The organism is Actinomadura sp. ATCC 39365 (genome assembly GCF_054392275.1).
Genome location: NZ_CP184335.1, coordinates 8,903,948 through 8,919,361, shown reverse-complemented (window position 1 = coordinate 8,919,361; position 15,414 = coordinate 8,903,948). Strand labels below are relative to the sequence as shown.

The 15,414-nt window shown below is 73.0% G+C and carries 10 protein-coding genes and 1 pseudogene; 6 read left to right on the top strand and 5 right to left on the bottom strand.

Going from position 1 to position 15,414, the window contains the following annotated elements; genetic code table 11:
- Window positions 1–7 precede the first annotated feature (7 nt).
- The 3 genes from qcrC to qcrB are packed head-to-tail and all read left to right on the top strand — an operon-like array spanning window position 8 to window position 3,584.
- Window positions 8–817 (top strand): cytochrome bc1 complex diheme cytochrome c subunit, encoded by an 810-nt coding sequence (gene qcrC / locus ACNF49_RS43050; protein WP_357967702.1) that lies wholly within the window; start codon window positions 8–10, stop codon window positions 815–817.
- Window positions 814–1,929, top strand: coding sequence for a cytochrome bc1 complex Rieske iron-sulfur subunit (qcrA, locus tag ACNF49_RS43045; RefSeq protein ID WP_357967705.1), 1,116 nt, complete (start codon window positions 814–816; stop codon window positions 1,927–1,929). Before qcrC ends, qcrA begins: the two co-directional genes overlap by 4 nt.
- Window positions 1,926–3,584, top strand: coding sequence for a cytochrome bc1 complex cytochrome b subunit (gene qcrB, locus ACNF49_RS43040; RefSeq protein ID WP_357967707.1), 1,659 nt, complete (start codon window positions 1,926–1,928; stop codon window positions 3,582–3,584). The genes qcrA and qcrB overlap by 4 nt, the downstream gene beginning before the upstream one ends.
- A gap of 301 nt (window positions 3,585–3,885) precedes the next feature.
- Here the strand turns inward: qcrB and ACNF49_RS43035 are convergent, their stop codons facing one another.
- Window positions 3,886–4,173, bottom strand: coding sequence for an Lrp/AsnC family transcriptional regulator (locus tag ACNF49_RS43035; protein WP_125630767.1), 288 nt, complete (start codon window positions 4,171–4,173; stop codon window positions 3,886–3,888).
- 17 nt (window positions 4,174–4,190) lie between these two features.
- Window positions 4,191–5,914, bottom strand: a pseudogene (locus tag ACNF49_RS43030) (DEDD exonuclease domain-containing protein).
- Between the two features lie 146 nt (window positions 5,915–6,060).
- On the opposite strand from ACNF49_RS43030, the gene ACNF49_RS43025 reads away from it, so the two are divergent.
- The 3 genes from ACNF49_RS43025 (at window position 6,061) to ACNF49_RS43015 (ending at window position 10,792) form a co-directional block, all read left to right on the top strand.
- Window positions 6,061–7,563 (top strand): serine/threonine-protein kinase, encoded by a 1,503-nt coding sequence (locus tag ACNF49_RS43025; RefSeq protein WP_482941330.1) that lies wholly within the window; start codon window positions 6,061–6,063, stop codon window positions 7,561–7,563.
- Window positions 7,553–8,995, top strand: a complete 1,443-nt coding sequence (locus ACNF49_RS43020) for a serine/threonine-protein kinase (RefSeq protein ID WP_482941329.1) — start codon at window positions 7,553–7,555, stop codon at window positions 8,993–8,995. Before ACNF49_RS43025 ends, ACNF49_RS43020 begins: the two co-directional genes overlap by 11 nt.
- Window positions 8,996–9,277: 282 nt before the next feature.
- Complete coding sequence (locus ACNF49_RS43015) at window positions 9,278–10,792, top strand: hypothetical protein (RefSeq protein WP_482941328.1); 1,515 nt, start codon at window positions 9,278–9,280, stop codon at window positions 10,790–10,792.
- A 66-nt stretch (window positions 10,793–10,858) separates the two neighbouring features.
- Here ACNF49_RS43015 and ACNF49_RS43010 read toward each other — a convergent pair whose 3' ends face one another.
- The 3 genes from ACNF49_RS43010 to ACNF49_RS43000 are packed head-to-tail and all read right to left on the bottom strand — an operon-like array spanning window position 10,859 to window position 15,335.
- On the bottom strand, window positions 10,859–13,867 hold the full coding sequence (locus ACNF49_RS43010) for an FtsX-like permease family protein (RefSeq protein ID WP_482941327.1): 3,009 nt from the start codon (window positions 13,865–13,867) through the stop codon (window positions 10,859–10,861).
- Window positions 13,864–14,676: an ABC transporter ATP-binding protein gene (locus ACNF49_RS43005; protein WP_482941326.1), complete on the bottom strand. Its 813-nt coding sequence runs from the start codon at window positions 14,674–14,676 to the stop codon at window positions 13,864–13,866. The genes ACNF49_RS43010 and ACNF49_RS43005 overlap by 4 nt, the downstream gene beginning before the upstream one ends.
- The gene (locus ACNF49_RS43000; RefSeq protein ID WP_357967725.1) at window positions 14,673–15,335 is read right to left on the bottom strand and encodes an ATP-binding cassette domain-containing protein; all 663 of its coding nucleotides are present in this window, start codon (window positions 15,333–15,335) and stop codon (window positions 14,673–14,675) included. Before ACNF49_RS43000 ends, ACNF49_RS43005 begins: the two co-directional genes overlap by 4 nt.
- Window positions 15,336–15,414: the final 79 nt, after the last annotated feature.

The following is a 15,414-nucleotide window of genomic DNA, read 5'->3' as shown; positions in this document are numbered from 1 at the left end:
GATCTCTGTGACTAGGATCACCGCTTGGCGGCGGCATCCCCTCGCGAGATACGCCGTCCTGATTTTGGCGTTGGCGCTGGTCGGGATGGTATACGCCGCCTTTGTCCAGGCGGGCAAGCCTGCCGACGCGGCGCTGGCGGCAGGCAAGGTCGACGACGTGGCCGAGGGCAAGAGCCTGTTCGTGGCCCACTGCTCGAGCTGCCACGGCATGAACGCGGAGGGCACCAACACCGCCCCCACGCTCGTCGGTGTCGGCGCCGCGGCGGTCGACTTCCAGATGAGCACCGGCCGCATGCCCGCCGGCAACCCCGGCCCGCAGGCGCCGCGCAAGCCCCTGGCCCACTGGGTCAACGAGGAGTCGACCCGTCAGGTCGCCGCCTACGTGCAGTCGCTCGGCGGCGGCCCGCAGGTCCCGGGCAAGGAGCAGGTCGACCCGAAGCTCGGCGACGCCGGCAAGGGCGGCGAGCTGTTCCGGGCCAACTGCATCCAGTGCCACAACTGGGCGGGCGCCGGCGGTGCCCTGACGCAGGGCAAGTACGCGCCCAACCTCAACGAGTCCTCACCGACGCAGATCTACGAGGCGATGGTCACCGGCCCGCAGGCGATGCCGGTCTTCAACGACTCGACGATCACGCCTGAGGAGAAGCGCAGCATGATCGCGTACATCACCCAGGTCCGTGAGCAGAAGGACCCCGGAGGGTTCGGCCTCGGGCGCATCGGCCCGGTCACCGAAGGTCTCGTAGCGTTCGTGGTAGGCATCGCCGCCCTAGCCCTCGCCGCCATCTGGATCACCGCGAAGAAGCGACAGAAGTCATGACAGACAACGAGCACGAGATCGAGCAGCCGGACGAACGCGTGCCCAAGCGCGTCATCGGCACTCCCGCGCCGGGCACGTCGATGCTGGGCGCCGCGGAGAAGGAAGACGTCGCCGACCGCGACGTCCCGGGCGTGACGCTGCAGGACGAGACGAAGGCCGGCAAGGCCGAGAAGATCGTGGCGCTCTGCTTCGCGATCACCTTCCTGGCCGGCATCGCCTTCCTCATCTCCTACGTGGTGTTCCAGGTCGGCAGCCCTGAGGCAACGGGGGTCTCCAACCTCGCCCTCGGCGGCACGCTGACCCTGGCCGTCCTCGGCCTCGCGGTCGGCATCGTGGTCTGGGTCCGCCAGATCATGCCGAAGTACGCGCTGGTCCAGGAGCGCCACACGATGGCCTCCGACGAGGACGACCGCGAGGTCGTCTCCGAGACGTTCCTGCAGGGCGCCAACGAGAGCGGCTTCGTCAAGCGCAAGCTGATGCGCCGCACGCTGCTGCTGGCCGCCGCGCCGCTCGGCCTGGTGCCGCTGGTGCTGCTGCGTGACCTCGACAACTCCAAGATGCCCGCCGCGAAGTTCAACAAGCTGCTGCGCCACACGGTCTGGGGTGAGAAGACCAAGGAGGGCAAGCCGCTGCGCCTGGTCGTCGAGGGCACCGGCCAGCCGATCCGCGCGGCCGACTTCAACTCGCCCGGCGGCATCCTGTCGGTGGTGCCCGAGGGGTACGAGCACGACCTCAACGCGCTCGCCAAGGCCACGCTGATCCTGATCAAGTTCCGTCCGGAGGAGCTCAAGAGCGGCGTCAAGCAGAACTGGACGCACGACGGCATCGTCGCCTACTCCAAGATCTGCACGCACGTCGGCTGCCCGGCGGCGCTCTACGAGCAGACCACCCACCACATCCTGTGCCCGTGCCACCAGTCGACCTTCGACGCGGCCGACGGTGCGAAGGTCATCTTCGGCCCGGCCGCCCGGCCGCTGCCGCAGCTGCCCATCACCGTCGACGGCGAGGGCTATCTGATCGCCCAGGGTGACTTCAACGTGCCCGTCGGTCCCAGCTACTGGGAGCGCGGCGACGCCGAGGCCGAGGCCCGTGAGAAGGGAGGCCAGGCATGAGCGACCTGAACGCCGTACCGAAGGCCATCGCCGGGCCGTCGACCTTCCTCGACGACCGTCTGGGCGGGGCGAACTTCCTCAAGCGCAACCTGCGCAAGATCTTCCCTGACCACTGGTCGTTCCTGCTGGGTGAGATCGCGCTCTACTCGTTCATCATCCTGCTGCTCACGGGTACGTTCCTGACGCTGTGGTTCAAGCCGAGCATGGGCGAGATCGCCTACGACGGCTCGTACGCGCCGCTCAAGGGCGTCATGATGTCGGAGGCCTACGCGTCGTCGCTGGAGATCAGCTTCGACGTCCGGGGTGGTCTGCTGATGAGGCAGATGCACCACTGGGCGGCCCTGCTCTTCGTGGCCGGCATGACGGTGCACATGCTGCGGGTGTTCTTCACCGGCGCCTACCGCAAGCCGCGCGAGCTCAACTGGATCATCGGCGTGCTGCTGCTGACCCTGGCGCTCGCCGAGGGCCTGACCGGCTACTCCCTCCCCGACGACCTGCTCTCCGGCGCCGGTCTGCGGATCACCGAGGGTGTGGCGATCTCGCTGCCGCTGGTGGGCACGTACATCACGTTCTTCCTGTTCGGCGGGGAGTATCCGGGCGAGGACGTCATCTCCCGGTTCTACTCGCTGCACATCCTGCTCATCCCGGGCATCCTGCTGGCGCTGGTCTCGGCTCACATGGTGCTCATGTGGGTGCAGAAGCACACGCAGATGCCGGGCAAGGGGCGCAACAACAAGAACGTGGTGGGCGCGCCGTTCTACCCGGCCTTCATGGCCAAGGCGGGTGCGTATTTCCTGTTCACGCTCGCCGTGGTGTCGGGGCTGGCGACGTTCGCCCAGATCAACCCGATCTGGCTGTTCGGGCCGTACACGCCGGCGGACATCTCCGCCGGTTCGCAGCCCGACTGGTACATGGGCTTCCTCGAAGGCTCGCTGCGGCTCATGCCGCCGTGGGAGTGGAACCTGTTCGGCACGGCCCACGCGGGCACGTTGCCGATGAGCGTGATCATCCCGGCGCTGGTGCCGATGGGCATCATCATGACCGGTCTCGCGCTCTACCCGTTCATCGAACGGTGGGTCACCGGGGACAACCGCGAGCACCACGTCGCCGACCGTCCGCGCAACAACCCCCACCGCACCGCGATCGGCATCTCGGCGATGACGTTCTACGGTGTGCTGTGGCTGCTCGGCGCCAACGACGAGATCTCGGCCAACTTCCACGTCAGCCTCAACTGGACGACGTACATCGGCCGGGTGCTGGTCTTCGTCGGGCCGGCGCTGGCCTACCTGATCACCTACCGCATGTGCCTCGGCCTGCAGCGCAGCGACGCCGCGGTCATCGGGCACGGTGTGGAGTCGGGTGTCATCAAGCGGCTGCCGCACGGTGAGTTCATCGAGGTGCACACGCCGGCGTCCGACGACCTCGAGGCCCACATGCGGGGCAAGGAGGCGGTGCCGGCCCTGCCCGTGGACGAGGACGCCTCCGGCATCCCGCCCAAGGGCATGCGCGGCCCGCTCGGCAAGCTCCGCGGCCGGATGTCCAAGGCGTACGGCGGGGAGAAGATCCCGCTCGACGACGGGCACCACGGCGAGCACGGGGAGCACGGCGAGCACGCCGCGATCGGTTCCGGCGACGACCGGAGCCTCACCCACTAGGGTTTCGTCTATCGAGATCGGCCCGGACGGGGTTTCCCCGTCCGGGCCGTTCCGCGTTCCGGGCCGCCTGCCGAGGACGGCTCGGCCCCGGGAACGCGTCGGGCCCGGCCGTGGGACGGCTCGGCCCCGGGAACGCGTCGGGCCCGGCCGTGGGACGGCTCGGGCCCAGAAGACGGACACACAAAAACGGACGCCGGAAGACGGACGCGGAAGACGGACGCAGGCGCAGAAGCGGATGCGGGGACTTACGGGGAAATCTACGCGGGGACCGCGGGGATCTCGGGGATCGCCGGGGAGCGGGTCAGTCGGACTCGGGGAAGCCGATCGAGAAGGCGGCGTCGAGGTCGTGCCTGGAGTAGGTGCGGAAGGCGATGTGGGTCTCGGTGTGCTCGACGCCGTCGACCTTGTTGACCCGCCCGGGGATGACCTCGGCCACCTCCTCGTAGCGGGCGACCCTGACCATCGCGAGCAGATCCCATTCGCCGGTGATGGAGTAGACCTCGCTGACCCCGTCGATCTCGGCGATCGTCTGGGCGACCTCCGGGATCCGGTCTACCTCGGCCTTGATGTGGACGATTGCCGTGACCATGCATTAACTGTATCCGGTCATCGCAAAGGCCGTCCCTCTCGGTCGCGCCGCTGATCAAGCCCGCGGTAGGCCAGGTCGATGCGGGCCTTGTGGCGGGCGGCGCCCCGGGCGGGCATCGACCACACGCCGTCGACCTCGACCAGCCGCACGCCCGGCGACTCCAGCCAGCGCAGGATGCACTCGGTCTCCTCGGCGCTGGCCGCGTGCACCGGGCCGGGGCCCGGGATGACGGCCTCCGCCATCGCCTTGAGCGAGGCGACGAACGGCGTGGGATGGGCGCCCTTCGGCATCACGCCCGCCGCGGCCAGCCGGCCGTAGCGGACGACGTGGATGTCCCAGCCGCCGTCGAAGGCCGGGCTGGCGGCCACGAGCTCGGGGATGCGGGTGATGGCGCTCAGGCGCTGCATGCGGGCCGCCGCCCGGACGAACGCGGCCAGCCGGTCACGGTCGACGGACGCCTCCTCGTAGCGCTGCTCGACCGACAGGCGCTCCATGCGGGCCGACACGGCGGTGTAGACGAGCGAGGCGTCGGAGGTCATGGCCCGGCGGGCGCTCTCGACGTGCGCCGCGTACTCCTCCGGGCTCTCCTTGCCCGCGCAGGGCGCGCCGCAGCGGCCCATCTCGTGCAGGACGCAGGCGGCCCGGCGGGTGCGCAGGCTGATCGGCTGGGTGCACTGGCGCAGCGGCACGGCCTCGTGCAGGGCGATGCGGGCCTCGTCGGCCAGGCGGGAGCTGCTGAACGGGCCGAGGTAGGTGGCGTCGTCGTCCTTCAGCTCGCGCACGATCGACAGGCGGGGGAAGGGGCCGGCGGTGAGCTTGAGCCAGACCATCTTCTCCGGGAAGCGCGAGCGGCGGTTGTAGCGCGGCTTGGCGCCGCCGATCAGCCGCAGCTCCCTGACCTCGGCCTCCAGCCCGGTGGCGCAGACGACGTGGCGCACGCGCTCGGCGATGCCGATCATCTCGCGGATGCGCGGCCGGGTCTCGCCGGCCGTGAAGTAGGAGCGCACGCGGTTGCGCAGGTTGGTGCTCTTGCCGATGTAGAGCACCTCGCCGCGGTCGTCCTCGAAGAAGTAGACGCCGGGGGCGTGCGGGACGGACTCGGCCAGGTGGCGCTTGCGCTGCTGCTCCGGCGTGGGGGCGCGGACGAACGACTTCAGCTCTTCCAGCGTGTGGACCTGGAAGGAGCCGGCCCGCTCGATCAGCCCGTGGAGCACGTCGACGGTGGCCCTGGCGTCCTGCAGGGCGCGGTGGCACGGCTCGGTGGGGCTGCGGAAGAACCGGGCCAGGGTGGACAGCTTGGCGTTGGGCGTCTCGTCGCGGGTCAGCACCCGCCGGGCCAGGTCGACGGTGTCGACGACCGGATTGGCGGGCGGGGGGTAGCCGTGCGCGGCGCAGGCGGCCTTGACGAAGCGGGTGTCGAAGCCCGCGTTGTGGGCCACCAGCGTGGAGCCCTTGATGAACTCGAGGAAGCTCGGCAGCACCGCCTCGATGCGCGGGGCGGCCACCACCATGGCGTCGGTGATGCCGGTCAGCACCGAGATGAACGGCGGGATCGGCCCCCGGGGTCGACCAGCGTGGAGAACTCGCCCAGCACCTCACCCGCCCGCACCTTGACCGCGCCGATCTCGGTGATCGAGTCTTCGGCCGGCGAGCCGCCGGTGGTCTCGAGGTCGAACACGACGAACGTGACGTCGCTCAGCGGGGTGCCGAGCTCGTCGAGGGTGCCTTGTACCGCGTCCACGTTCCAAGACCATAGAGAGGGGGACCGACAGTTACTCCGGCGGACCACGCCGAAGCGCGGGGAAAGAGGCCGGGAGGACAAAGGAGGGTGAACGGGAAACGTGCTCGAATAACCATCCTTCTTGATCCTTAGTTACCCTTCCCTTTATGTCCGCGGGAAGACTTGCCGGCCGCTACGCCCTGCTGCGCCCACTCGGCGCAGGCGGCATGGGGAAGGTGTGGCTGGCCAAGGACGAGATGCTCGACCGCGAGGTCGCGGTCAAGGAGCTCACCCTGCCCGAGGGCATGCCGCCCAAGGACCGCGCCGACGCGGTCACCAGGGCCGTGCGCGAGGCGCAGGCCACCGCCCGGCTGCGCCATCCCGGCATCGTGGCGCTGCACGACGTCATCGTCGAGCACGAGCGGCCGTGGCTGGTCATGGAGCTGCTGCGGGGCCGTACGCTGGCCGACACCGTGCGCGAGTTCGGCCCCATGCCCCCCGAGTACGCCGCCCGCGTCGGCGCCGACGTGCTGGAGGCGTTGCAGGCCGCCCACACGCAGGGGCTGCAGCACCGCGACGTGAAGCCGGGCAACGTGTTCATCACCGACAGCGGCAGGGTGGTGCTGACCGACTTCGGCATCGCCCGGCAGGAGGGCCAGTCCACGCTCACCGAGCAGGGGCGCATGATCGGCTCGCCCGGGTTCATCGCGCCCGAGCGGCTGGAGGGCGAGCCCGGCGGCCCGTCCAGCGACCTGTGGTCGCTCGGCGCGACCCTGTTCGTCGCCGTGACCGGCGGGAACGCCTACCCGGGCTCGGTCGCCGAGCGGGTAAGGGCGACCGTGACGCAGCCGGTGCCGCTCGCGCCTGGGCCGCTCGGGCCGCTGCTGGCGGCCATGATGGCACGCGATCCGGGCACCCGTCCCGATCCGCGCAACGTCGTGCACGCGCTCAGGCAGGTGGCCGCGGGCGGCCGGCCGCCGGTCCTGGGGGCCGGCGAGCAGGCGACCGCGCCCCGCCGGGTGGGGCGGCGCGGGCGGCCGCTGCTGCTATGGGGCGCGGTCGCGGCCGTGCTCGTGGTCGCCGCCGGGGCCACCGGCTTCGTCGTGCTGCGCGACGACGACGGGCCGCCGGCCGCGTTCACCGTGCCGATGGACGTGTGCACCCTGCTCACCCCGCAGGACGTCGGCGGCCTGCTGCGCACCCAGAGCCCGCCCAAGGCCCAGCCGGACAGCAACGAGGTGGGCCCGGAGTGCGGCTGGCCGGCCGCCGGCACCGGCGTCGGGCTGCAGGTGCAGAAGGACTCCGACACCGTCGATCCCTGGTCGATGACCGCCGCCACCGCCCGCACCCTGTTCCAGAACCAGAAGCGCTACTGGGCCAAGTACGACCAGATCGACTGGACCTGGCCCGAGATCGGCGTCAAGACCAACATGCGCTCCACGCGCACCACCGTCCACGACCTGGCGGGTCTGGGCGAGGAGGCGTTCGCGTTCGAGCTGAAGGGCAGGACCGGCCGCGTCCACTCGGCTCACGTCTACTACCGGATCGCCAACCTGGTGGTGGCCGTCCAGTACGCCACCCTGGCCGACAAGCCGACCGACGAGGACGTCCGGCAGGCGGCGATCAAGGCGGCACGGGCGAGCGAGCAGGCGTTGCGCCGTGCGAAGTGACCACTACCTGCTGGCCGGCCGTTACCGGCTGGTCGAGCAGCTCGGGCAGGGCGGCGCGGGCACCGTGTGGCGGGCGCTGGACGAGACGCTCGACCGCGAGGTCGCCGTCAAGCAGGTGCGGGTGCCGCCGGGGCTGAGCCCCCACCAGCGGGCCGAGTTCGCCGGCCGCGCCATCCACGAGGCCAGGTCGGCCGGACGCCTGCGCGACCCGGCCATCGTGCTCGTGCACGACGTGGTGCTCGACGGCGACCAGCCGTGGATCATCATGGACCTGGTCACCGGCCGGTCCCTGGACAAGGTGATCAGTGAGAACGGCCCGCTGCCGCCCCCGTACGCGGCCCGCATCGGGCTGCAGGTGCTGTCGGCGCTTGAGGTCGCGCACTCCCACGGCATCCTCCACCACGACGTCAAGCCGGCCAACATCCTGCTCGACGCCGACGGCTCGGCGATGCTGACCGACTTCGGCATCGCCGTCCCCCTGGGCGGTCAGGGCGAGGGCGCCGGCAGCGGCGGCTCGCCCGGCTACATGGCGCCCGAGCGGCTCAACGAGCAGGCGCCGGGCCCGGAGTCCGACCTGTGGTCGCTGGGCGCGAGCCTGTACACCGCCGTGGAGGGGCGGGCGCCGTTCGAGCGGCAGCTTCCCGCGGCGGTCGCGGCGGCGGTGCTGCTGCACGACCCGCCCTTCCCCGCGCGGGCGGGCCGCGAGTTCGGCGGGCTGCTCATGGCGATGCTGGCCAAGGAGCCCGCCGCCCGTCCCACGGCGGCCCAGGTCCGGCAGGTGCTCAGCGGCGCGCCGGTGCGCTCTGGCCCGATCCCCGGGCGTCGCAGGCGGTGGTTGCTGCCGGTGGCCGTCGCGTCCGGCGTCGCGGTGCTCGGCGCCGGCTGGTACGCCGTGGACGCCCTGGCCGGTCAGCCGGAGACCGGCCGGTACGCCGCCGCCCCCGACCCCTGCCGCCTGCTGACCGACGCCCAGGCCGCCGAGCTGGCGCAGGGCGTCGTCCGGCGCAGCGCCACGCGGGACGGCGAGTGCCAGTGGGTCGCGGGGCTGGAGGAGCGGCGGGGCCGGCGGATCACCGTACGCACCTGGATCGAGAAGCCCGACGGCGACCTCGGCGGGCCGCAGGTGGCCGCGCGCCGGTTCACCAGCGAGAAGGGCACCAGGAACGCGGCGCAGGGCACCCGGGCGCGGGCGGCCGCCGGCGAGGTCGTCGACGTCGCGGGGGTGGGGGAGGCGGCGTTCGTGCAGAACCGGTTCCAGCTGTTGATGTCCTCCAGCACGGTCGGCCGGTCCGACAGCACCGTGCTCTTCCGTTCCAGCAACCTGCTCGGCGAGGTGGTCTGGCACCGTGACGAGGTGTCGGTGAAGACGCCGGTCGACAAGGAGACGGCCCTGCGGATCGCCCGGCTGGTCTCCGGGGCGCTGCCGGGATGACCGTCAGGCGTGCCGCAAGGGGCGTTTCGCCATGTCTCACCGCAAGTCAGGGCAACCTCAGGAGTCGCAGTGAATCCCGGTAGCGAGTACGAGCCGCCGACCACCCCTCATCCGGTGCCGGGCCGGCGGTTCGAGCCGCAGGGAAGGCCGCCGACGCCGCCGCCCGGTTCGCCCCCCGCGCCACAACCGGGCCCGCCGCCTCGCCCGCAGTCGGGTCCCCAGTCCGGTCCCCAGTCCGGTTCGCAGCCCGGTCCGCAGCCCGGTCAGCAGTGGGGGCCGCCGGTGGAGCCGCGGTGGGCGCCGCCGGGGTCGCCGCCCACCGGGCCGACCGGGCCGACCGGGCCGATGGGCGGGCCGCCGGGGCCGCCCGCCGGCCGGCCAGGACGCCGCCCGGCGTGGTTGCCGCCCACCCTCGCCGCGGCGCTCGTGGTGGTCGTGGCCGGCGGCGGCGTGGGGGCCTACCTGCTGCTGTCCGGCAAGGGCGGCGCCGGGACGGCCGCCGGGCCGTCGTCGTCGGCGGCGCGGTCCGTGGTGCCGGTCGCCGCCGCGCCCGGCCCGGACGCCTGCTCGATGCTGCCCGTGGACGAGGCCGAACGGCTGGCGCCCGGCGCGACGGTGACCAAGTCCTCCAGGGACTCCGACTACACGGTCGCTTTCACCTGCAACTGGCAGAACCAGCGCATCTCGTTCGGCGAGTTCTGGCGCAGCAGGGAGATCGACGTCAGGATCGAGCAGCACAAGGGTGAGGGCGCCAAGACCGGCCGCTCGATGGCCCAGAACTCCTACGAGACGGACTACCGCGGCGCCAAGTACGGCGCCACCGCCAAGCCCTCGCTAGACCCCGACGAGAAGGAGTACGTCTCCCCGGTCAAGGACGTCCCCGGCGTCGGTGAGGGCGCGTTCGCCCAGTACACCTGGCGGCGCGACGGCAAGCTGCTGTGGTACTCCTTCGGCCAGGCCCACGCCCAGGTCGGGGACATGACGATCCGGGTCAAGTTCCAGGCCGGGCAGCAGCGCAAGGACGCGCGGATCCTGTCCAACGAGAGCACCAGGTCCATCACCGAGGAGAACGCGATCCGCGAGGTCGGCGGCCTGATCGCGTACTTCGCCAAGGGCGTGGCCGCCTGGCAGGCGCAACATCCCGGCGTGCCGGCCAAGCCCGACCAGGCCGCGGCCACCCAGAGCCCGACCGCCCGCCCGACGCCCTCGCCGACGGAGCTGGCCGCCTTCCCGCCCGCCTGCCAGGCCGTCACGGAGGCCGTCACCCGCCTGGTGCCGAAGCCGGCCACGAGGGCGCGCGCCACCGAGTCGGGCAACGACGACGAGACCGAGTGCCGCTGGCTCAACCTCGACCTGCCGGGCACCGCCGGGAAGGTCAGGATCCGCAGCATGCTGATCACCACCCACCGCTTCACCAATCGGGCGGGCGCGATCGACCCGGGTGCGGCCAAGGCGTACTACGCCGGTGAGTACGGCGGCGACAAGAACACCGCCGGATCGTCCATCGGCGGCATCACCTGGGGCGACCTGAGTGACATCAAGGGGCTCGGCGACCAGGCCTACGGCCAGTTCGTGCAGACCAGGCAGGGCGAGGTGTCGGCCTCCAGCGGCACGGTGATCGCGCGTACCGGCGCGCTGGTGGTCAGGGTCGACTACTCCGGCGCCGAGCGGCCGAAGAGCGAGCCGGCGAACTCGCCCAAGGTCCGGCTCATGCCGCGGAAGGAGGCGCAGGACGGCGCGCTCGCCCTGGCACGGGCGTACCTGGCCGAGCTGGCCAAGCAGCCCGCCGGCAGCTGAGCCCGCGCGGCGGAGGTCAGGGCGCGGGCGTCAGGCGGGGGGCGTCAGGCGGTCCTCACCCGCACGTCACGCGGGGGCCTCGCGTAGCCGTTCGACGCGGATGCCGCGCAGGAGCAGCTCCGACACCACGCCCGCGACCAGCAGGCTGACCAGCAGGGCCGCGCCGACGACAAGGGCGACGGGCACCGCACCGACCTCGTGCGGCAGCGGCGGCGTGCCCGGCGGCACGGTGAACTGCGGGATGCGGCCCAGCGCCACCTTGGCCGCCGTCAGCCCGGCGGCGAGCCCGGCCAGCGTGCCGGCGGCCACCGTGATCACCTGCTCCAGCAGCAGCGCGACCCGCAGCGCCGCCACCCGCGCGCCCGAAGCCTCCAGCGCGGCCAGCTCGTACCCGCGCCGCTTGGCGGCCGTGTGCAGGGCCAGCACGGTCCTGCCGAGCGCCAGCACCGCCGCCGACAGGGCGGCCACCAGCAGCAACAGCAGGGCCAGGCCCGGCCCCTGACCGGCGAACGAGGTGGCCAGCTCCGCGGCGCTGCGGCGGGAGATCACGCTCAGCCCCTGCGCGCGCAGGGCCGCCTCCAGCGAAGCGGTGTCGGACTCGCGGGTCCAGATCTGGTACTCGGCCTTGGCGTGCACGCCGTAGGACATCCTGTCGGCCTGTTCGAGGTCGACGAGCACGCCGGTGTCGGTCAGGCCGGGCGCGGCGGCCGCGGCGACGGCGGTGCGCACGCCCGAGGCGAACGCGCCGTCCAGGCCGGGCACGACCCGGCGGCCGACGTCGCCGACGGAGATCGCCGGCAGCACGGGCGCGTACGTGGCCGGGCGCAGCGTCTGGTTGCCCGTCATCGTGATCGCGAAGACGCCGTCCTGCTTGTCGGGGGCCTCGTCCACGCGCCAGGGCGGCTGCTTCAGGGTCCGCCAGCGGCCGCCCTCGCGCACGGAGACCTCGGTGACCGAGGTGCGCACGTAGGCGGCCTCGACGTACTGCTCGGGCGGGACCGCCTCGCCGCGGAAGGCGCGCAGCTCGCAGCCGCCGTCCCGGCAGGCGGGCGGCAGGTTCCACTCGTGGGCGCCGCCGCGCCCGGCGAGCGTCCCGAGCGGCAGCGAGGAGGGCCGCAGCTCGTCGCGCACACGCAGGGTGGCGAACAGGCGCACGTCCCAGCCCTTGGGCGGCCGGTCGTGCCGGACGGTCACCCGCAGCCGCTCGCCCTTCAGCCACATGCGCGCGGTGTCCGGGCCCGCCAGCGCGGCGGCGGCCCGGGCCAGCGAGGTGCCGCCCGCCAGGCCGGGCTGCCAGTTGGCGACCGCGGCCAGCCGCGCCGCGTCGGCGGCCACGAGCTGCGGGGTGCCCGGCACCCTGATCACCGGGACGGCCCGCCGGCCGCCGGGATCGGCCGCCTCGACCGCCGCCCGCAGCCTGGTGGGCTCGACGGGCCTGATGGTCAGGGCGGTGGGCGCGCCGTTGTGGAACGTCGCCGTCTGCCGGTAGTCGCCCTGCGTCGCGCTCCAGGCCGACACCGCGAACGTGGCCAGCCCGAACGCCGCCCCCAGCACGATCACGCTGCCCGCGGCCACCGGCCCCCTGGCCACCTGGCGCAGCGCGAGGAACGGCCCGAGCCCGCCGTGCCGCCTGGTCAGCCCGAACAGCCGCCTGGCCAGCACCGGCAGCGCCCGGCTGGCCAGCAGCGCCACGCCGAGCGCGATCAGCCCGGGGACGGCCATCGCGGCCGAGCTCTGCTGCGAGGCGTCGGTGATCACGTTCGTGGCCAGCAGCTCGACCAGGCCGATCGCGGTGATCGCCAGCACCACGGAGTCCAGCAGCCAGCCACGCGCCGATCTGCGCGGGGTGCGCCGCCACTCCTCGGTGACCGGCCGTGTCGCGGTGCGCCAGGCCGCCGACGCCGCGGCCAGCACGCCGCCCAGCATGGCCGCCACGCCCGCCAGCACGGCCTCCGGGGGGAACTCGACGGGCACGCCCTTCGACAGCAGCGCGGCGATCACCGCGCCCGCCGCGGCCCGTCCGAGCAGCAGCCCGAGCGGGACGGCCAGGGCCAGCAGCAGCAGCGGCTCGGTCAGCGCGAAGCGCCACACCCGGGCCCGGCCGTGACCGCGCAGCCGGGCCAGCGCGATCTCCGGGCCGCGCGCCCTGACCAGGTCGCCCACGGTCTGGAACAACAACATCCAGCCGAGCCCGACGAGCTGGGCGATGACCAGCAGCGTCGGCACCCCGAGCGAGCCGGTGTTGGCGGTCATGCCCTTGAGCGTGTCGCCGACGCGGGAGAAGACGATGTCCTTGGAGCCCCGGCCGTCGGCCTCGGCGGCGGCCTGCACGGCGGCCAGCGTGCCGAGGTCGGCGCCGGTCAGCCGGTCGACGTCGAGGTAGACGATGCCGTAGTCGGTCCAGCCGCCCGCGCCGTCGGCGGGGTTGACGTAGTCGCCCGAGCCGGCGACCGCGTAGCTGTCCTGCCTGGTCTGCGGGACGGTGAACAGCGGGTCCACCCGGTCCTCGGCGGCGGCCGGCCCGGGCGCGGAGAACAGCGGCCGGCCGAACCAGTAGGGGTCGTCGGGCGAGCCGGGACGGTAGACGCCGACCACGGTCAGCGGCATCGGCGTACGCCTGGCCTCGCCGAAGCCGCCGCGGACCAGCGAGGCCAGCCGCACCTGGCGGCCGATCCGGAAACCGGACACCTCGCTGGCCATCACCTCGCCGGAGGCGGCCGGGCAGCGGCCCTTGACCACCTTCAGGTGGGCGCACTGGCCGTCCTGCCACATCAGCGAGTACGAGCGGCGGTCGTTCAGCCCGCCGCTGGTGGTCTCCATGCCGTAGATCGGCGCGCCGGTGAGGCCGGCGTTCCCCATCATGCCGGTGAGCCTGGCCTCGATGACGCCGTCGTGGGTGGTGTAGCGCCAGCCGCGGCCCTCGACCGGCGCGGCGCGCAGGGCGTCGCGGACGATGGTGGTGCGGGCGGCGGCCGAGTAGATCGGCCCGACGGCCGCCGAGGCGATCGGCACGACCGCGATGAGCAGCACGATCAGCGACAACGCACGGCGTGCCCACAGGCCGCGCAGGATCACGACTCGGCCCTCCTGAGCGCGAGGCCGTCCTCCAGGGGCTCGATCCTGGCCATCGAGCCCGGCGGCAGCAGGTGGTGGTACTCGGGCGGCACCTGCACCGCGCCCTCCCTGCCGACGACCACGAAGTCCTCCCCGCGCCTGCCCTCCGCGCCGACCCGGCCGTCCCTGATCGTCACCGTGCGGCTCAGCGCCTCGCTCACCGTGGTGTCGTGCGTGACCACGACGGCCGTGGTGCCGTCGAGGGCGGCGGCCCGCTTGATCAGCTCGACCACGGCCCGGCCCGTCCCGTCGTCGAGCTGGCTGGTGGGCTCGTCGGCGAGCAGCAGCCGGGGCTTGTTGGCCAGCGCCACGGCCAGGGCCAGCCGCTGCTGCTCGCCGCCCGACATGCGCCCGGCGGGCCGGTCGCCGGCCTCGCCCAGGCCGACGCGGGCCAGCAGGTCCCTGGCCCGGCGGCGGTCGCGGCGGACCGCCCGCTGGGCGAAGGCGACGTTCTGGGCGGCGCTGAGGTAGCCGATGAGGTTGCGCGCGGGGTTCTGCAGCATGACGCCGATGCGGGCGGCGCGTAATCGGTCGAGGCGGCGCTGGCCGAGCCGGCCCAGGTCGGTGCCGTCCAGCCAGAGGCGGCCGGCGCTCGGGCGCAGCAGGCCGGCCAGCAGCCAGAGCAGGGTCGACTTGCCCGCGCCGCTGGGGCCGAGCAGGGCCACGGTCTCGCCCTCGTCGATCACCAGGTCCACGTCGCGCAGGGCGACGACCTCGACGTCCTGGGCCTTGTAGATCTGCACGATCCCGTCGCACCGGACCACGCTCATGGACGGCTCCCGGAGTGGTGGCGCACGGCCGAGCGCAGCCGGATCACGCGGTCGCAGCGCTCGGCCACCTCGGGGTCGTGCGTGGCCAGGACGAGGGTGGTGCCGTCGCCGGTCACCGCGAGCAGCTCGTCCAGGACGAGCGCGCGATGCGTGGCGTCCTGCTCGGCCGTCGGCTCGTCGGCCAGCAGCACCCGCGGCCGCAGCGCCAGCGCCCTGGCCACCGCCACCCGCTGCTGCTGGCCGCCGGACAGCTCCTCGACCAGATGGTCGGCGAACTTGGCCACGCCCACCCGCGCCAGCGCCGCCGCGGCCAGGCCGACGGCCTCCTTCGGCGCGCGGCCCGCGGCCCGCAGGGCGACCTCGACGTTCTCGGCGGCCGTCAGCAGGCTGAGCAGGCCGTAGGACTGGAAGACCAGCGCCAGCTCGGCGCGCAGGGCGGGCTGCTCGTCGAGGGGCACGCCCCTGACCATCACCCGGCCCCCGGCCGGGGGCAGCAGCCCGGCCAGCGTGGTGAGCAGGGTGGTCTTGCCCGAGCCCGACGGGCCCATCAGCGCCACCCGCTCACCCGGAGCCAGCTCGAGGGTGAGGTCTTCGATGATCGTACGTCCGCCGGCGCGGCAACTCAGCGCGCGGCACGACAACGCCGGTCCTGGCACCACGCGGGGATCATCCTCCCGGCAGGCGATCTACGTCAACGGTCAACAGGGCTGCAACTCGGTTGCAAGCGCGACAAATAGC